Raw genomic sequence first — 19,396 nt, forward strand, 5'->3', positions numbered from 1 at the left:
CCTGTTAGGGCGTGGCTGGTAAGAGAGCCTTACAGGCGCATCAGAAAAACCTCCGGCTATGCCGGAGGATATTTATTTAGATAACGGTGGGAACTTTTTTAAATGGCTTACATACCGCGTGGATGCTGGCTTGTATGCATTTGGTGCGGTTATCCTGAAACGGGTTTCAGAACGGTATAGTGACGTAAAAGTTAATAAAGCCCCGGTAAAGTTAAGCCAGCTTAATACCGTACTGAGATAGTCCTGAATTGCAGAAATATTATTCTACGTAAGTAATCATTTCAGGGCGGATTAATTTTACCCGAAACTGCATTTCATTTTTTTGACACTCTTCCCGGTTATCTTTTCTCCATCAGCGCACACTCGATCTATGCTCAGAGAGTGGCTTTGATCACACTTTTACGCTCATCCCCGCTACTCCTCCCTGTCTAATCCCCTACAGGATGAGGAAGAGGCGCAGTGAGCCAGGCACACTAGCGCCAACATGTTTTCTCTCTCTACAGGATGCCGATTCCCTATGTCACAGCCTACTTTTAACAAAGCTCAATTTCAGGCTGCCCTGACACGTCAGTGGCAGCGTTTCGGTCTTCATGCTGCGCAGGATATGACACCTCACCAGTGGTGGCAGGCAGTCAGTGGCGCGCTCGCAGAGCAACTTGATGCACAGCCAGTGGCGAAGCCTGTCAAAGGCCAGCGTCACGTCAACTACATTTCAATGGAGTTCCTGATTGGCCGTCTGACAGGCAATAACTTGTTGAACCTGGGCTGGTATCAGGATGTGGGCGATGTCCTGAAAGAGCACGACATTAACCTTACTGATTTACTGGAAGAAGAGACCGACCCGGCGCTGGGTAACGGCGGTCTGGGACGCCTGGCGGCCTGTTTCCTCGACTCCATGGCAACGGTCGGTCAGTCCGCAATTGGCTATGGCCTTAACTATCAATATGGTCTGTTCCGTCAGTCGTTTGCCGATGGCCATCAGATGGAAGCGCCGGATGACTGGCATCGCAATACGTACCCGTGGTTCCGCCACAATGCGCAGCTTGATGTGCAGGTGGGGATTGGCGGAAAAGTCACGAAACAAGGTCTCTGGGAACCTGCTTTTACGATCACCGGCGAAGCCTGGGATCTGCCTGTGCTGGGCTACCGTAATGGGGTGTCGCAGCCACTGCGTCTGTGGCAGGCGAAGCACGCCCATCCGTTCAACCTGACCAAATTCAACGATGGCGATTTCTTGCGCGCGGAGCAGCAGGGTATCGATGCCGAGAAACTGACAAAGGTTCTCTACCCGAACGACAACCATCTGGCGGGTAAAAAACTGCGTCTGATGCAGCAGTATTTCCAGTGTGCCTGTTCTGTTGCCGATATTCTTCGCCGCCATCACCTGGCAGGCCGTAAGCTGGCGCAACTGCCCGATTTCGAAGTGATTCAGCTTAACGATACTCACCCAACCATTGCGATCCCGGAATTGCTGCGCGTGCTGATTGATGAGCACCAGCTGAACTGGGATGACGCCTGGGCGATCACCAGCCGCACGTTTGCTTACACCAACCACACCTTGATGCCAGAAGCGCTGGAGTGCTGGGATGAGAAGCTGGTGAAAACGTTGCTGCCACGCCACATGCAGATCATCAACAAGATTAACGACAAGTTTAAGAAACTGGTGGATAAAACCTGGCCGGGTGACAAAGCAGTCTGGGCGAAACTGGCTGTGGTTCACGATAAACAGGTGCGCATGGCGAACATGTGCGTGGTGGGTGGCTTTGCCGTCAACGGCGTTGCGGCGCTGCACTCCGATCTGGTGGTGAAAGATCTGTTCCCGGAATATCACCATTTATGGCCAACCAAATTCCACAACGTGACCAACGGCATTACGCCACGTCGTTGGATCAAACAGTGCAACCCACTGCTGGCAGGCCTGCTGGATAAAACACTGAAGAAAGAGTGGGCTAACGATCTGGACCAGCTCATCAATCTGGAAAAATATGCTGATGACGCGAAATTCCGTGAAACCTACCGCGCGATCAAGCTGGAGAACAAAGTCCGTCTGGCTGCGTTCGTGAAGGTACGCACCGGGATTGAGATCAACCCGCATGCGATTTTTGATATCCAGATCAAGCGTTTGCATGAGTACAAACGTCAGCACCTGAACTTGCTGCACATTCTGGCACTGTACAAAGAGATCCGCGAGAACCCGGAAGCGGATCGCGTACCGCGTGTGTTCCTGTTCGGCGCAAAAGCTGCACCGGGCTACTATCTGGCGAAAAACATTATTCTGGCGATCAACAAGGTAGCTGAAGCTATCAACAATGATCCGAAAGTGGGCGACAAACTGAAAGTGGTGTTCCTGCCGGATTATTGTGTTTCTGCCGCAGAAATGCTGATCCCGGCTGCGGATATCTCTGAGCAGATTTCCACGGCGGGTAAAGAGGCCTCCGGAACAGGCAACATGAAACTGGCACTCAATGGCGCGTTGACGGTGGGCACGCTGGATGGTGCAAACGTCGAAATTGCCGAGAAGGTAGGTGAAGAGAACATCTTTATCTTCGGCCATACCGTGGAAGACGTGAAAGCCATTAAAGCGAAAGGCTACGACCCGGTGAAATGGCGTAAGAAAGACAAAGTGCTTGATGCCGTTCTGAAAGAGCTGGAAAGCGGTAAATACAGCGATGGCGATAAGCACGCGTTTGACCAGATGCTGCACAGCATGGATAAACACGGCGGTGACCCATACCTGGTGATGGCGGATTTTGCGGCCTACGTGGAAGCGCAAAAGCAGGTCGACGTGTTGTATCGCGATCAGGAAGCCTGGACCCGTGCGTGCATTCTGAACACCGCTCGCTGTGGCATGTTCAGCTCTGACCGTTCAATCCGTGATTATCAGGCCCGTATCTGGCAGGCAAAACGCTAAGGAAGCGCGATGGAGAGTAAACGTCTGGATAGTGCCGCGCAGGCGGCGGGGATCAGCCTCAGTTACATCAATGCTCACGGCAAACCACAGTCTATTGGCGCTGACACCAAAAGACGTTTGCTGGATGCCATGCACAGGGCCAAACCCGACGCGAAAGCGTCGGGAACGCCAGTGCCGAACGTTAAAGTCTTCACCGCGGGCAAAAAAATGCCGCTGATGGTGGAGGGGCGCGGCGAATTTAGCTGGCTTCTCACCACAGAAGAGGGCCATCAGCATAAGGGCCACGCAACCGGTGGCAAAGCACTTACCCTTCCGGCGAAACTGCCGGAGGGCTATCACACACTAACGCTCACCCAGGATGACATGCGTTTTCACTGTCGGGTGATTGTTGCGCCAAAACGTTGCTATGAACCACAGGCGCTATTGGAAGGTAAAAAGCTGTGGGGTGCATGCGTGCAGCTCTATACGCTGCGTTCTGACAGTAACTGGGGTATCGGCGATTTTGGCGATCTGAAAAAGATGCTGGCCAATGTTGGCGAGCGCGGTGGTGCGTTTATTGGCCTCAACCCGATCCACGCTCTCTACCCGGCTAACCCGGAAAGTGCCAGCCCATATAGCCCCTCGTCCCGCCGTTGGCTGAATGTCATCTATATCGATGTGAATGCGATCGACGATTTCAGGAACAGTAAAGAGGCGCAGGACTGGTGGACGCTGAGCACGACTCAGCAGGCGCTGAAACAGGCGCGCAACGCTGACTGGGTGGATTATGCCACTGTTACCGCGCTAAAAATGGCGGCATTACGTCTGGCGTGGAAAGGTTTCGCGCAACGTGATGACGAGCAGATGTCCGCTTTCCGTCAGTTTGTGACGCAGGAGGGGGAGAGCCTCTACTGGCAGGCGGCGTTTGACGCGCTGCATGCGTATCAGGTGAAAGAGGATGAAATGCGCTGGGGCTGGCCGGTGTGGCCGGAAGCTTATCAATCCGTTGATACTCCTGAAGTGAAAGCCTTCTGTGAAAAACATACGGATGAAGTGGATTTCTACCTGTGGTTGCAGTGGCTGGCTTACAGCCAGTTCGCTGCCTGCTGGCAGGTGAGTCAGGGCTATAATATGCCGATTGGGCTGTATCGCGATCTGGCTGTTGGTGTGGCTGAAGGCGGAGCGGAAACCTGGTGCGACCGCGATCTCTATTGCCTGAAAGCATCAGTGGGGGCGCCGCCGGATATTCTTGGCCCACTCGGGCAAAACTGGGGCTTACCGCCAATCGATCCGCACGTCATGGTGGCAAGGGCTTACGAACCGTTTATCGACCTGCTGCGTGCCAACATGCAGAACTGCGGAGCGCTGCGCATTGACCATGTCATGTCGGTGCTGCGTCTGTGGTGGATCCCATATGGCGAAACAGCCGATCACGGGGCGTATGTTCAGTATCCCGTCGATGATTTGCTCTCGATCCTGGCGCTGGAGAGTAAGCGCCATCAGTGCATGGTGATCGGTGAAGATCTGGGAACTGTGCCGGTAGAGATTGTCAGTAAGCTACGAGATAGCGGCGTTTACTCCTACAAAGTGCTCTATTTTGAGAATGACCATGAGAAAACCTTCCGTGCGCCGCAGGCGTACCCGGAACAATCAATGGCTGTCGCGACGACGCATGATCTTCCTACGCTCAAAGGTTATTGGGAAAGTGGTGATCTGACGCTGGGTAAAACGCTTGGTCTTTATCCGGATGAAGAGGTGCTACGCGGGTTGTACCAGGATCGTGAACTGGCGAAGCAAGGTCTGCTGGATGCCCTGCATAAACACGGCTGTCTGCCGAAACGGGCTGGACATAAGGCTTCATTGATGTCGATGACGAGCACCCTCAACCGTGGTTTGCAGCGTTACATTGCTGACAGCAATAGTGCCTTGTTGGGGTTACAGCCGGAAGACTGGATTGATATGGCAGAACCGGTGAACATTCCGGGAACGAGCTACCAGTACAAGAACTGGCGTCGCAAGTTGTCCATAACGCTTGAGAAGATGTTTGCCGATGATGAGGTGAACAAGCTGATTAAAGATTTGGATAAACGCAGAAGAGCGTTGAGCCAGAAACGATAGTTTCGACGGGAAATACAAGCCGGGTAAGCGCTAGCGCCACCCGGCTTTTTTACATCAGATTGCCATATTCAGCAGCAGACACCCTACCAGGCCACACACCGAAATAATGGTTTCCAGAGCTGACCAGGACTTGATGGTTTCACCGATGGTCAGGTTGAAGTATTCCTTGAACAGCCAGAAGCCCGGATCGTTCACGTGAGAGAAAATCACGCTACCGGAGCCAACTGCGATAACCATCAGCTCAGGGCTTACACCTGTAGTCGCAATCAGCGGCGCAACAATACCGCCCGCGGTAATAGCGGCAACCGTTGCAGAACCTAATGCGATACGCAGAACCGCCGCAATAGACCAGGCCATCAGGATTGGTGAGACATTGGTTTCATGCATCATGGAGGCGATGTATTTATCAACGCCACTGTCGACCAGGACCTGCTTGAATGCACCGCCACCGCCGATAATCAGCAGCATCATCGCGATGATTTTGATGGATGAAGTCAACGTGTCGTTGATCTGATCCATTGAACGACCACGGTTCAGGCCAAAGGTAAACATCGCAATCAGAACGGCAATCAGCGTTGCCATCACAGGGTCGCCGAGGAATTCCGCAACAGACAGGAAAGCGTGACCTTTTGGCAGCACCATCTCAGCGATTGCACGCATCGCCATCAGCACGACCGGAACCAGTGAGGTCCAGACGCTGACGCCAAAACCTGGCATCTCTTCCTCGGTAAAGGTTTTCGCGCTGTACAGACCTTCCGGGATAGGCTTATCGATGCTTTTCAGGAAACGGGCGTAGACCGGGCCTGCCAGGATAACAGTCGGGATGGCCAGAATTGTACCGAACAGCAGGGTTTTACCCATATCGGCGTGGAAAATGGTCGCAATAGCGGTTGGGCCTGGGTGCGGCGGCAGGAAGCCGTGGGTTACGGACAGGGCAGCAGCCATCGGCACACCGACATACAGCAGAGGAATGTTTGCCGCCGCGGCGATGGTGAATACCAGTGGCAGCATCAGCACGAAGCCCACTTCATAGAACAGGGCAAAACCGACGGTAAAACCGGTTAATACCACGGCCCACTGAATGTGCTGTTTACCGAATTTGGCAATCAGGGTGGTGGCAATACGTTGTGCGCCGCCGCAGTCTGCCAGCATTTTGCCGAGCATTGCGCCGAAGCCCATGATCAAGGCCAGACTGCCAAGCGTGCCGCCGACACCGGCTTTGATAGAGCTGATAACTTTCACCAGCGGCATACCTTGCATCAGACCGACTGCAAGTGCCACCAGAACCAGAGCGATAAACCCGTTCAGTTTGAAGCGGATCATCAAGAGCAGTAATAAGACTACACCGATAGCGACGATGACTAATGGCATGATTTACCTGGCCTTTGAATTGTTATGGGTAACGTCATTGTTTCAACGACAACGTCCATTTGTCCCAACTGGGAACAGAGGATTTGCGGCACTAATACTGATTGCCCACGAAACATATGAGTTTAGACGGCTGTTATGAGTGTGCTTAGTGCCCACGAGAATGATACGGGTAACATGGTCGGGTTGAGAATCACCCTTGCGGGCAAAATTTAAATTATGAGACGCAGGTCAACATATGGGGAGGTAAACGCAAAACGGTAACCTTTGGGTTACCGTTTTTAATATTTTCGCCCTCTCCGGTGGGTGAGGGGCGGTATGAGGGCATCACACTGCACTCTTCCTGGTGCTACCGTAAGCGGGGGCACAGGCAGGAACTTAGTAGTAAGAGTGCTCACCGCGCTGGTGTTCAGTCAGGTCACGCACGCCTTTCAGTTCAGGGAATTCGTTCAACAGTTGTTTCTCGATCCCTTCTTTCAGCGTCACGTCGACCATGGAGCAACCGTTGCATCCGCCACCGAATTGCAGGATAGCAAGACCATCGTCAGTGATTTCCATCAGAGTGACACGACCACCGTGTCCTGCCAGTTGTGGGTTGATCTGCGATTGCAGCAGATATTCCACACGCTCCATCAGCGGGGCGTCGTCAGACACTTTACGCATTTTTGCGTTAGGCGCTTTCAGCGTCAGCTGAGAACCCAACTGGTCGGTGACGAAATCAATTTCCGCATCGTCAAGATACGGCGCGCTCAGCTCATCAACATAGGCAGTGAGCTGTTCAAATTTAAGGGCAGTGTCAGTTGCTTCCACAGCGTCCGGAGGACAATAAGAGACACCGCATTCTGCATTCGGAGTGCCTGGATTGATCACAAACACGCGGATCTGCGTCCCTTCTTCCTGATTTGCCAGCAGTTTGGCAAAGTGCGCTTGTGCAGAATCGGAAATACGGATCATAGCTTTGGCCTAATAGTTGACTAAATTACCTGGGTATAATAATACGCCCATCGGAAAAGGGCTACAAGGTACGACAAAGACACCATACCTGAACCGATGCTGCGCCGCTTTGCAAAAGCAGTCGGGATAATTCTGCAACGGTACTGCCGGTAGTGACGACATCATCCACAATGGCGATATGGAGCCCTTTGATCGGTAATTCAAGGTGAAAGGCCTTTTTAAGATTTCTTTTGCGTAACGAGGCACTGAGCTGATGCTGTATTGCTGTCGCCCGCACGCGTTTGATTGCTGAGGGAACGTAGCGACAGTTGAGCCAGTACGCCAGAGGGCGGCACAGCAAATCACTTTGATTATAGCCCCGTCGCCAGTGGCGTCTTCTGTGTAGTGGGACGTTCACGATGAGGTCGACACGCGGTAATGCGCGAGAACGGCGCGCCGCTAGAAGGGCCAGCAGTAGCACGCGTGCGAGTGAGGAGGCCAGCGTGGTCTGGCGAGCGAATTTGAAGGCGTGGATAAGGCGGCTCAGCGGCGGAACATAGTCGTTGACTGCCACTAACGCATTCCATGGCGGCGGTTTTTGCAGGCATCGCCCGCAGGGGACGATCTGGCTGACGGCTGACAGACCGCACTGCGGGCAGACGGTGATGCGTGGGGTGAGCGCATACGTGCAGACGGAACATATTCCCCAGTGGCTCAACGCGAGCGGCATTCGGCATAGCCAGCATAAGCCTGGCACTGTTAGCATGTGCAACCTCCCTGTAAAAAAAGAGAACAGTAACCGATGAAAACACTCTGGTGGCAGACCACGGGAACGGGAAATTGCCATCTTGTGCTGCTGCACGGATGGGGGCTGAACGCTGAGGTATGGCATTGCATTAGTGAGGAACTGGCCTCGCAGTTTACGTTGCACCTGGTGGATCTGCCGGGCTTTGGCCGTAGTCACAGCTTTGGCGAGATGTCGCTTGATGAGATGGCTCAGCATGTTCTGGATGCCGCGCCGCAAAAAGCGATCTGGCTTGGATGGAGTCTGGGCGGGCTGGTGGCAAGCAGCATAGCGCTGTCTCACCCTGAACGTGTGCAGGCGCTGGTTACGGTCGCCTCTTCACCCTGCTTTAGCGCACGAGAGGGCTGGCCGGGTATCAAACCGGAGGTACTGGCCGGATTTCAGCAGCAGTTGAGTGAAGACTTCCGACGGACGGTTGAGCGCTTCCTGGCTTTGCAAACCATGGGAACGGAAACGGCGCGTCAGGATGCCAGGACGTTGAAAAATACGGTGCTGTCATTGCCGATGCCGGATGTTGAGGTGCTAAATGGTGGCCTGGAGATACTGAAAACCGCAGATCTGCGCGAGCCTCTGGCGTTACTGGAAGTACCGCATCTGCGTATTTACGGCTATCTGGACGGGCTTGTGCCACGCAAAGTGGTTCCACTGCTGGATACGCGATGGCCGCAAAGTGAATCTCTGGTGATCGATAAGGCTGCGCATGCGCCGTTTATCTCGCATCCCGCGGAGTTTTGTTCAGCGCTGGTTGCGTTAAGTCAACGTTTAAACTGATTAATTTCCAACCAACCTGGAAAAAGTGACGCACCGCAACAATACTCAACATGTCGTTGCGGTTGTACTGCCTACGATAATCAAAACAACAATCCTCTATGGGAGTCATGGTTATGAAACTTATCACGGGTATTGTCACTTCTCTGGTTATTGGGTCACTGTCATTTGGTGTGTTTGCAGCGAAAGAGCTTGAAAAAGATAAACTTAAAGAGATGAATCTGACCAAAGTTGGTGAGATTTCTACGTCTGACACTACCGCGCCTATGGACGCGAAAAAAGAGCTGTCGAAGAAAGCGGATGAGCTGGGCGGGACATACTACGTCATCACCAGCGCTGAGAAGCAGACGAAAAACGTGCGCGCAACGGCGGACGTGTACAAGTAATGAAATAACGCCGGGAAGCGTGATGCTACCCGGCATTATTAGCGCAGGGCCCACCATTCCCGCAGGCAGGCTTTCCCTTCCGGGCAACTCTTGCAACTGCCGGACAGGCATCCATCCGCATCTTCCTGAATACGAACGGCTTTCCCCATAGCTTCCAGTCTTTCCAGCATGGCATCGATCATTGGCCGCGGTGTGTGCAGGTTGAGGCTCAATTGTTTAGCCTCCATTCGTCCCTGCAGCGCCAGTAAATCACGTACCTGAATCAACGATGCCATTGCCATACTCCTTAGTGACAGTCGCCCGCAGGGCTTTCACAGCAGGTGGCTGCTGTTTTGCGGCTTGCCAGCAGGTCGACATCGACGCGACTGCGCGCCCGGCGCAGCAGGCCAAGGAGGATCACGTTGAACAAGATCACCGCCAGGATGCAGACCAGGCTGTAACGCGGGTGCTGGTTAAAGTTGGTTGCCTGATAAAAGAGCGTTGCCAGCGAGTAGGCGATGTTCAACCCCCACAGGATGGAGAAGCCCATCCATCCACGGCTGGATTCACGTGCAATCGCCCCCATGACAGAGATGCACGGAATATAGAGCAGAACGAAGATGAGGTAGCTGTAAGCCGCGGAGGCACTACCAAATTTCTGGCTCATCACGCCCATTGCGCCGGTTGCCATTTCGCCGTCGCCTTTACTGGCTTCGATAGGGTTTGCCAGTACGCTCAGGCTGAAGGTATCTTTCAGGCTCTTCCATGTCTCATCTACTGCGCCGAGCAGTTCATCCCCGAGGTTAAATTCTGCCGGGTTGAACTCCTGCTCCTGAATGTTCTCTGCTGTGTAAAGCGTGTTCAGTGTGCCGACAACCACTTCTTTTGCCATTGCTCCCGTGAACAGGCCAACGGTGGCCTGCCAGTTATCCTCATGAACACCAATTGGTTTGAACAGTGGGGTGATCACGCGGCTGACGGAGGCGAGTGCGGAGTCGTTAATATTGTCGGCCGCCTGGCCGGTCAGCGTAAAGCTGTTCAGGGCACTCAGGAAAATACTCACGACGACAATCACTTTACCGGCACGCAGGACAAATCCTTTCAGGCGCTGCCAGGTTTGAATCACCAGGCTTTTAAGGTGTGGCACATGGTAGACCGGTAATTCCATAACGAAAGGTGACGCTTCACCACGCATGATGGTGTGTTTCAGCATCAGACCCGTCAGGATCGCCATCACGATACCCAGAACATACAGTGAGAACACCGCCAGTGCGCCTTGCTGGCCAAAGAAGGCCGCGGCAAAGACGGCGAAGATCGCCAGACGCGCACCGCAGGACATGAACGGGGCCATCATAATTGTCATCAGGCGTTCACGCGGTGCGTCCAGCGTACGCGCCCCCATGACAGAAGGAACGTTGCAACCGAAACCGACAATCAGTGGGACAAAGGATTTACCGGGCAGACCCAGCGCTTGCATTAGTCTGTCCATCACAAACGCAGCACGCGCCATGTAGCCGGAATCCTCAAGGAAGGAGAGGAACAGATACATCATGCCGATCTGTGGAACCAGCGGCAGAACGGTGTTGATACCGCCGCCAACACCCTGGGCCAGGAAGATGGTCAGCCAGTCCGGGAAGTGCAGGGTGTGACCTATCCACTGAATACCATGCACAAATATAGCGACTGACCCGACATCGAACAGCGGCTGCAATGCCCCGCCGATGTTAATGGCGAGCAGGAACATCAGGTACATCACCAACAAAAAGACGGGTAGACCGAGGAAGCGGTTAATGACGATCTTGTCTACGGCAGCGGTAAATTTACTCGGTTCTGCCGTGAGAGCGTTGCTGACGACATCGCAGATAGCGGCAATGCCCTGATAGCGGGCATCCGCAATGTGAAGAGCCGGGTCATCAAGTTCATCGTTAAGGCGGGCCAGGGCAACGTCCAGTTTATCGGCCGCATCACCTGCATAAGCCCGGCTATAGATATCTCCTTCCAGCATCTGCAAACCCAGCCAGAGCCGTTGCTTGGCTGGCATGCTTTTTACCATCTCATCTGCCAGCAGCTCCGCTTCGCGCAGTAACGGTTGCGCATAGTGCACCAGCTCAACGTCGGTGTTGCTCGTGTGGCGATCGATAGCCAGCTTCAGCGCATCAATCCCGCGCCCACGGGTGGAAACCAGGGGAACAACCGGGCAACCCAGACGCGCAGACAGGGCATCAACATCAATACGCAGTTTCTGTTTTTCTGCGATGTCGAGCATATTAAGCGCCACGATGCAGGGAATACCGAGTTCCAGTAGCTGCAAGGTCAGATAGAGGTTGCGTTCAAGGTTGGAGGCATCGACAACGTTAATTAAGACGTCGGCATCACCGCTCAGAATGTAGTGACACGCGATTTGCTCATCGAGAGACGTTTGCGACGAAATGGTCGTTAATGAATACGTGCCGGGAAGATCAACGAGAGTGACCTGATGGTCGGTTGTCGCAAATTGACCTTCTTTGCGTTCAACCGTTACGCCTGCCCAGTTTCCTACGCGCTGACGTGCGCCGGTTAATTGGTTAAATAGCGTTGTCTTGCCGGAGTTAGGATTGCCAATTAAGCCAATAGTTAATTTTTTCATTGTTTTAGACTCACTGAAACCGCTGGCCTGTTATCGGGATAATGCTTCGACTTCTAATAATGCGAGGTCTTTCTTACGCAGTACCAGGTTGACGCGTCGGGTTTCGATATGAATAGGGTCACCCAGCGGCGCAACGCGCACGACCTGGAACGATGAGCCAGGTAGCATGCCCAGTGACAGCAGCTTCTGACGATAAGCCGGGCTAATCTCGCGGGTGAAACCGGTAATTTTCCATGCACTGTCTGGAGTGAATTGCATAGTGCCTACTTAACGAAGAAAGGTGAAATAATCAACAATACAATGATAATGAGAATGGTTTTTATCATCAATATATAAAATGTGACGGGATGTTGTTTCGGGTATTAATTTACGGCCTGTTTGACCTTGCTCAATATTTACGGGTCTGGAGGGAATGCTGGAGAAGACTTATTTGTTAATGGAGTGATAATTTGCGGTTTAAATATGGATATGCAATCGGTTTCATATATTAAGATTAATTATGGATTGGTGAGATAATTAATTTTCCTCACCCTGACCCTCACCACAAAGAGGCGAGGGGAACACCTCACAGCATATCTGCCCCTCTCCCGATAGGGGAAAGGAGCAGAGTGTGGGGTTAGCGCTTCTTACCCATAGCAGCTGCCAGCGCATCCATCATGGCGCTGTTGCCCGCTGGTTGAGCATCACGTCCACGTGGCTTCGCGGCTTTGGCGGCTGGACGCTGTTGTTCTCGGTTCGCGCCACCGTTACCCCTACGGGCATGGGTATCACCAGGCTGCTCGTCCAGACGCATCGTCAGGGCGATACGCTTACGTTGCAGATCGACTTCCAGTACTTTCACCTTCACGATGTCACCGGCTTTCACCACGGTATGCGGATCTTCAACGAACTTATCGGCAAGGGAAGAAATATGAACCAGGCCATCCTGATGCACGCCGATATCGACAAACGCACCAAAGTTGGTGACGTTAGTGACGGCCCCTTCCAGCACCATACCGGGCAGCAGATCGTTCATCGTTTCGACACCTTCGGCAAACTTCGCCGTTTTAAACTCAGGGCGCGGATCGCGGCCCGGTTTTTCCAGCTCTTTGATGATGTCAGATACGGTCGGCACGCCGAATTTCTCATCGGTAAAATCAACGGCTTTCAGATTGCGTAATTCGCTGCTGTTACCCATCAGATCGTTCAGCGCCTGCTGCGTGGCCGCCAGGATGCGCTCGACCACCGGGTAGGCTTCCGGGTGAACGGTTGATGCATCCAGTGGGTTATCGCCGTGGTTGATACGCAAGAAACCTGCGCACTGCTCAAAGGCTTTAGGCCCCAGACGGCTCACTTTTAACAACTGCTGACGGTTCTGGAACTGACCGTTCTCATCACGCCAGGAGACAATGTTCTGCGCCATCATGCGGGTTAAGCCTGCCACACGTGTCAGGAGTGGGACGGAGGCGGTGTTCAGATCCACGCCAACGGCGTTTACGCAGTCCTCCACGACAGCATCCAGCTTACGGGCAAGCTGAGTCTGGCTGACGTCATGCTGATACTGGCCCACACCGATGGATTTCGGGTCGATCTTCACCAGTTCCGCCAGCGGGTCCTGTAAACGGCGGGCAATGGAGACCGCACCGCGCAGTGACACGTCGAGATCCGGGAACTCCAGCGCAGCCAGCTCAGAAGCCGAGTACACGGATGCCCCCGCTTCACTGACGATCACTTTCTGTGCTGTTACTTTTGGGAACTGCTGCTGCACATCCAGGAAGAAACGCTCGGTTTCACGGGATGCTGTGCCGTTGCCAATAGCGACCAGCTCAACATTGTGTTTCTCACACAGCGCGGCGACAACGACGGCGGCTTTTGCAGCCTGGCCCGTGTGAGGATAAATCGTGTCGGTTGCCACGACTTTACCTGTACCATCAACAACGGCCACTTTCACGCCGGTACGCAGCCCAGGGTCAAGGCCCATCGTGGCGCGCAGGCCCGCCGGAGCCGCCATGAGCAGGTCGTGTAAGTTACGGGCAAAGACGTTAATCGCTTCGTCTTCCGCCCGCTCGCGCACTGTTCCCATGAGTTCGGTTTCCAGGTGCATCAGAACCTTGATACGCCAGGTCCAGCTCACCACGCCTTTACGCCAGCTATCCGCCGGAGCATTGTTCAGACGCAGTCCTAAATGGTCAGTGATGATCTGCTCGCAGTGGCTCTCTTTTGGTGGCTCGTCGAACTGTGGATCGGCATTAAGTGAGAGTTGCAGGATACCTTCGTTGCGGCCACGGAACATTGCCAGTGCGCGGTGCGATGGTACGGTCGAAACAGGTTCGTGATGGTCGAAATAATCGCGGAATTTTGCGCCTTTCTCCTCTTTACCGCTGACGACGGTGGAGACAATGTGGGCATTTTTCCAGAGATAATCACGCACTTTGGACAGCAACGCGGCATCTTCTGCAAAGCGCTCCATCAGGATATAGCGCGCGCCGTCGAGCGCGGCTTTGGTATCCGCGACACCTTTTTCGGCATCGATATACTTCGCGGCTTCGGTGTCCGGGTCGTGAGACGGTGTGTTCCACAGCAGGTCAGCCAGCGGCTCCAGGCCTGCTTCAATGGCGATTTGCGCGCGGGTGCGACGTTTGGGTTTGTAAGGCAGGTAAAGGTCTTCAAGCTCGGTTTTACTCAGCGTACCGTTGATGGCCTTCGACAGGTCATCTGTGAGCTTACCCTGTTCACTAATGGATTTTAGAATCGCCTGACGGCGGTCTTCCAGTTCACGCAGGTAGCCCAGACGGGTTTCCAGGTTACGTAACTGAGTGTCATCCAGACCGCCAGTGACTTCCTTACGATAACGTGCAATAAACGGCACGGTGTTCCCTTCATCAAGCAGGCGAACGGCAGCTTCTACCTGTTCAGCTCTGGCCTGAAGTTCACCCGCAATAATGCGGCAGAGCGAATCTTTCATCATGGCTTTATCATCTAATAGATCGAAAATAAGGGGGATAGTTATACGGACTGACACGGCAAAATGCCAGCCGTGGAGGGCGCTCTCAGACTATTTTACGTACTCGATTTCGTTGACATACCAGCTGGCCTCACCGGCTGGCGTCTGGACGATGGCTAAATCCCCCACCTCTTTTTTCAGCAAGGCGCGGGCCATGGGGGAGTCGATAGAGATGTAATCCTTACGACCAAAAATTTCATCGTAGCCGACGATGCGGAAACGGAGGGTATCACCGTCGTCATTCTCAATCTCTACCCATGCGCCGAAGAAAACTTTGCCTTCTTGTTGAGGGGAGTAGTCGACGATCCTCAGGTTTTCCAGACATTTGGTCAGGTAACGGACGCGGCGATCGATTTCACGCAGCCGTTTTTTATTATACTGATAGTCGGCATTCTCGCTGCGGTCGCCCAGGCTCGCAGCCCAGGTGACTTTTTTGGTCACTTCCGGGCGCTCTTCTCGCCACAGGTAATCCATCTCTTTTTTGAGTTTTTCGTACCCTTCACGGGTGATCAGCGGCGTTTTCATGGTGTGACCTTTAAGACTCGACTCCGTTGCATGCTCTGCGCACATTACGTACCACAAAGCTTAACAGACAGGATTAATAATGATTTATGTGATGAAATGTGCAGATAAGCTGCTGTTAAATATGCTTTGTAACAATTTCGACTAGAATTTATACCAGAATTAGCTGGTCGTAGACGTGCACTTTTTTAGAATACGTACTGATACACTATCCGGGCCTTTGGGAGTACATACAATGCAAGAGAACTACAAAATTCTGGTCGTGGATGACGACATGCGCCTGCGTGCGCTGCTGGAGCGTTATCTGACCGAGCAGGGCTTCCAGGTTCGAAGCGTGGCGAACGCTGAACAAATGGATCGCCTGCTAACACGTGAGTCGTTCCACCTGATGGTGCTCGATTTAATGCTTCCAGGCGAAGACGGTCTCTCTATCTGCCGTCGTCTGCGTAGCCAAAGTAACCCGATGCCGATCATCATGGTAACGGCGAAAGGGGAAGAAGTGGACCGTATCGTGGGCCTCGAAATTGGTGCTGACGACTACATTCCAAAACCGTTCAACCCGCGTGAATTGCTGGCGCGGATCCGCGCAGTGCTGCGTCGCCAGGCGAACGAACTGCCAGGTGCGCCGTCGCAGGAAGAAGCCGTCATTGCGTTTGGTAAGTTTAAACTGAACCTCGGAACGCGCGAGATGTTCCGTGAAGATGAGCCGATGCCGCTTACCAGCGGTGAGTTTGCCGTACTGAAAGCGCTGGTCAGCCACCCGCGTGAGCCGCTGTCTCGCGACAAACTGATGAACCTGGCGCGTGGTCGCGAATACTCGGCAATGGAACGTTCAATCGACGTGCAGATCTCCCGCTTACGCCGCATGGTGGAAGAAGATCCTGCACATCCTCGTTACATTCAGACCGTATGGGGTTTGGGCTACGTGTTTGTGCCGGACGGTTCTAAAGCATGAGGCGAATGCGCTTCTCGCCGCGCAGTTCGTTTGCCCGCACGCTGTTACTGATCGTCACCTTGCTGTTCGTCAGCCTGGTGACGACCTACCTGGTGGTGCTGAACTTCGCGATCCTGCCGAGCCTCCAGCAGTTCAATAAGGTCTTAGCCTACGAAGTGCGTATGCTGATGACCGACAAACTGCAACTGGAGGACGGCACGCAACTGGTGGTTCCTCCGGCCTTTCGCCGTGAAATCTACCGCGAGCTGGGGATATCGCTCTATTCCAATGAAGCGGCGGAAGACGCAGGCCTGCGCTGGGCGCAACACTATGAATTCTTAAGCCAACAGATGGCGCAGCAGCTTGGTGGCCCGACGGAGGTACGCGTCGAGGTTAACAAAAGCTCGCCGGTTGTCTGGCTGAAAACCTGGCTATCGCCCAACATCTGGGTGCGTGTTCCCCTGACGGAAATCCATCAGGGCGACTTCTCACCGCTGTTCCGTTACACCCTGGCTATTATGCTGCTGGCAATAGGCGGCGCATGGTTGTTCATCCGCATACAAAACCGACCGTTGGTCGACCTGGAGCATGCTGCGCTGCAGGTCGGTAAAGGGATTATTCCTCCACCGCTGCGCGAGTATGGCGCATCGGAAGTCCGTTCGGTGACGCGCGCCTTCAACCACATGGCGGCTGGTGTGAAACAGCTGGCTGATGACCGAACGTTGCTGATGGCGGGGGTAAGTCATGACTTGCGCACGCCGCTGACGCGTATTCGACTGGCGACGGAAATGATGGGCGAAGAAGACGGTTATCTCGCGGAGTCGATTAACAAGGACATCGAAGAGTGTAACGCCATCATCGAGCAGTTCATCGATTACCTGCGTACCGGTCAGGAGATGCCAATGGAGATGGCGGATCTTAATGCGGTACTGGGAGAAGTGGTCGCGGCAGAAAGCGGCTACGAGCGTGAAATCGACACCGATCTACAGCCGGGTGAAATTCAGGTACGCATGCATCCACTTTCCATCAAACGTGCCGTTGCCAATATGGTGGTCAACGCGGCTCGTTACGGGAATGGTTGGATCAAGGTTAGCAGTGGTTCTGAGCTAAATCGTGCCTGGTTCCAGGTGGAAGATGATGGTCCGGGAATTAAACCTGAGCAGCGTAAGCACCTCTTCCAGCCATTTGTGCGGGGGGATAGTGCGCGCAGTACCAGTGGAACCGGATTAGGGCTGGCGATTGTGCAGCGTATCATTGATAACCATAACGGTTTGCTGGAGATTGGAACCAGCGAACGGGGCGGTTTGAGTATTCGCGCCTGGTTGCCAGTGCCGCCAATGCGTGGGCAGGTAAAAGAGAGTTAATGTTTTACCTCTTAGCCGAACCCTCTCCCCACAGGGGAGAGGGCCGGGTGAGGGGGCTCTTACAGCTTAGGTCCTGCACTCACCAGTGCAACGCCCGCTGGTGTATCGGTATACTTCTCAAAGTTTTCAACAAACAGTTTCGCCAGTGTTTCCGCTTTCTCACGCCACTGCTCCGGTGAACCGTAAGTATTGCGCGGGTCGAGGATATGCGTATCCACACCCGGCAGTTTTGTCGGGATCGCCAGGTCAAACATCGGCAGGGTGAAGGTCTCTGCGTCGTCCAGAGAACCGTCCAGAATGGCATCGATAATCGCGCGCGTATCTTTGATGGAAATACGCTTGCCGGTTCCATTCCAGCCAGTGTTGACCAGATATGCCTGCGCGCCAACTGCCTGCATGCGTTTTACCAGTACTTCAGCGTATTGCGTTGGGTGCAGCGACAAGAAGGCTGCGCCAAAACAGGCGGAGAAGGTAGGCGTTGGCTCAGTCACACCACGCTCTGTACCGGCCAGCTTGGCGGTAAAACCAGAAAGGAAGTGATACTGCGTCTGGCTGGCGGTCAGGCGAGATACCGGCGGCAACACGCCAAATGCGTCTGCGGTCAGGAAAATCACTTTCGTGGCATGGCCCGCTTTCGACACCGGTTTCACGATATTGTCGATGTGGTAAATCGGGTATGACACACGGGTGTTTTCAGTTCTGGATGCATCATCGAAGTCGATCGTGCCATCGGCACGGACGGTGACGTTTTCCAGCAAGGCATCGCGACGGATTGCATGATAGATATCCGGCTCTGCCTCTTCAGACAGACGAATGGTCTTCGCGTAGCAACCCCCTTCGAAGTTAAACACACCATCGTCATCCCAGCCGTGTTCGTCATCGCCAATCAGGCGACGTTTCGGATCAGTGGAGAGGGTGGTTTTGCCGGTTCCTGATAAACCAAAGAACACCGCGACGTCGCCTTTTTCGCCGACGTTAGCCGAGCAGTGCATGGAGGCGATGCCCTGCAACGGCAGCAGGTAGTTCATCACGGAGAACATGCCTTTCTTCATTTCACCACCGTACCAGGTTCCACCAATCAGCTGGATACGCTCAGTCAGGTTGAAGGCGATGAAGTTTTCTGAATTCAGACCTTGTTCTTTCCACTGTGGGTTAGTGCATTTCGCGCCATTCATCACGATAAAGTCAGGGATGAAATCCTGTAGCTCTTCATCGGTTGGGCGAATAAACATGTTTTTCACGAAATGTGCCTGCCAGGCCACTTCAGTGATGAAACGAACAGAAAGACGGGTGTCGGCATTGGCGCCACAGAAGGCATCAATAATGAACAGACGCTTGCCGGAGAGTTGATGAGTGACGAGTCCTTTCAGATGCTGCCAGGTTTCCGGGGAGAGCGGTTTATTATCGTTCTTCCCTTTGCCCTTATCTGACCACCACAGCGTATCGCGGGTGGTTTCGTCACGGACGATATACTTATCTTTCGGCGAACGACCGGTAAAAATACCGGTATCGACGGCGATAGCACCAAGATTCGTCAACACACCTCGCTCGTATCCTTCCAGTGCTGGATTGAGCTCTTCCTGATACAGCGTATCGTAATCGGGGTTGTAAACGAGTTCCTGGACGTCGTGAATGCCATAAGCCTTGAGATCTTGCGGGGTTATACCTTTAACGCGCATGTCACTGCTCCTTAGCCAATATGTACTGCCTGAAATTGTAG

General features: G+C 53.6%; 15 protein-coding genes. 6 read left to right on the forward strand and 9 right to left on the reverse strand.

What is annotated here, in order from left to right; genetic code table 11:
• Positions 1–517 precede the first annotated feature (517 nt).
• Positions 518–2,911 (forward strand): maltodextrin phosphorylase, encoded by a 2,394-nt coding sequence (gene malP, locus GF617_RS21825; RefSeq protein WP_203452441.1) that lies wholly within the window; start codon positions 518–520, stop codon positions 2,909–2,911.
• A gap of 9 nt (positions 2,912–2,920) precedes the next feature.
• Complete coding sequence (gene malQ, locus GF617_RS21830) at positions 2,921–5,008, forward strand: 4-alpha-glucanotransferase (RefSeq protein ID WP_203452442.1); 2,088 nt, start codon at positions 2,921–2,923, stop codon at positions 5,006–5,008.
• Positions 5,009–5,062: 54 nt separating this feature from the next.
• Here the strand turns inward: malQ and gntT are convergent, their stop codons facing one another.
• From gntT to gntX, 3 genes are all read right to left on the reverse strand, one after another.
• Positions 5,063–6,379: a gluconate transporter gene (gene gntT, locus GF617_RS21835; protein ID WP_181621167.1), complete on the reverse strand. Its 1,317-nt coding sequence runs from the start codon at positions 6,377–6,379 to the stop codon at positions 5,063–5,065.
• A 375-nt stretch (positions 6,380–6,754) separates the two neighbouring features.
• Positions 6,755–7,330 carry a Fe-S biogenesis protein NfuA gene (gene nfuA, locus GF617_RS21840; protein ID WP_181621166.1) on the reverse strand — a complete coding sequence of 192 codons (576 nt, stop codon included), beginning with the start codon at positions 7,328–7,330 and terminating at the stop codon, positions 6,755–6,757.
• 61 nt (positions 7,331–7,391) lie between these two features.
• On the reverse strand, positions 7,392–8,075 hold the full coding sequence (gntX, locus tag GF617_RS21845; RefSeq protein ID WP_203452443.1) for a DNA utilization protein GntX: 684 nt from the start codon (positions 8,073–8,075) through the stop codon (positions 7,392–7,394).
• Between the two features lie 36 nt (positions 8,076–8,111).
• Between gntX and bioH the strand changes: the two genes are divergently transcribed.
• Entirely contained in the window at positions 8,112–8,885 is a 774-nt protein-coding gene (gene bioH / locus GF617_RS21850; protein WP_203452444.1) for a pimeloyl-ACP methyl ester esterase BioH, read from the forward strand.
• Positions 8,886–8,998: 113 nt separating this feature from the next.
• Entirely contained in the window at positions 8,999–9,268 is a 270-nt protein-coding gene (locus tag GF617_RS21855) for a YdgH/BhsA/McbA-like domain containing protein (protein ID WP_181621161.1), read from the forward strand.
• 38 nt (positions 9,269–9,306) lie between these two features.
• On the opposite strand, the gene feoC is transcribed toward GF617_RS21855, so the two are convergent.
• The 5 genes from feoC to greB all read right to left on the reverse strand — a co-directional run bounded on the left by feoC (position 9,307) and on the right by greB (position 15,381).
• Positions 9,307–9,543, reverse strand: a complete 237-nt coding sequence (feoC, locus tag GF617_RS21860; protein WP_181621159.1) for a [Fe-S]-dependent transcriptional repressor FeoC — start codon at positions 9,541–9,543, stop codon at positions 9,307–9,309.
• A gap of 11 nt (positions 9,544–9,554) precedes the next feature.
• A complete protein-coding gene (gene feoB, locus GF617_RS21865) occupies positions 9,555–11,873 on the reverse strand; it encodes a Fe(2+) transporter permease subunit FeoB (RefSeq protein ID WP_203452445.1) in 2,319 nt (772 codons plus the stop codon).
• A 30-nt stretch (positions 11,874–11,903) separates the two neighbouring features.
• Positions 11,904–12,131 carry a ferrous iron transporter A gene (feoA, locus tag GF617_RS21870; RefSeq protein WP_181621156.1) on the reverse strand — a complete coding sequence of 76 codons (228 nt, stop codon included), beginning with the start codon at positions 12,129–12,131 and terminating at the stop codon, positions 11,904–11,906.
• Positions 12,132–12,489: 358 nt separating this feature from the next.
• Positions 12,490–14,820, reverse strand: a complete 2,331-nt coding sequence (locus tag GF617_RS21875) for a Tex family protein (protein ID WP_203452446.1) — start codon at positions 14,818–14,820, stop codon at positions 12,490–12,492.
• An 87-nt stretch (positions 14,821–14,907) separates the two neighbouring features.
• On the reverse strand, positions 14,908–15,381 hold the full coding sequence (greB, locus tag GF617_RS21880; protein ID WP_181621154.1) for a transcription elongation factor GreB: 474 nt from the start codon (positions 15,379–15,381) through the stop codon (positions 14,908–14,910).
• Between the two features lie 232 nt (positions 15,382–15,613).
• Between greB and ompR the strand changes: the two genes are divergently transcribed.
• Positions 15,614–16,333, forward strand: coding sequence for a two-component system response regulator OmpR (gene ompR / locus GF617_RS21885; protein ID WP_001157751.1), 720 nt, complete (start codon positions 15,614–15,616; stop codon positions 16,331–16,333).
• Positions 16,330–17,676, forward strand: a complete 1,347-nt coding sequence (gene envZ / locus GF617_RS21890) for a two-component system sensor histidine kinase EnvZ (RefSeq protein WP_181621153.1) — start codon at positions 16,330–16,332, stop codon at positions 17,674–17,676. Before ompR ends, envZ begins: the two co-directional genes overlap by 4 nt.
• A gap of 59 nt (positions 17,677–17,735) precedes the next feature.
• On the opposite strand, the gene pckA is transcribed toward envZ, so the two are convergent.
• Positions 17,736–19,355, reverse strand: a complete 1,620-nt coding sequence (pckA, locus tag GF617_RS21895; RefSeq protein ID WP_181621152.1) for a phosphoenolpyruvate carboxykinase (ATP) — start codon at positions 19,353–19,355, stop codon at positions 17,736–17,738.
• Between the last annotated feature and the right edge of the window lie 41 nt (positions 19,356–19,396).

The sequence above is a fragment of the Lelliottia sp. RWM.1 genome, assembly GCF_016859735.1.
In the GTDB taxonomy this organism is placed as follows: domain Bacteria; phylum Pseudomonadota; class Gammaproteobacteria; order Enterobacterales; family Enterobacteriaceae; genus Enterobacter.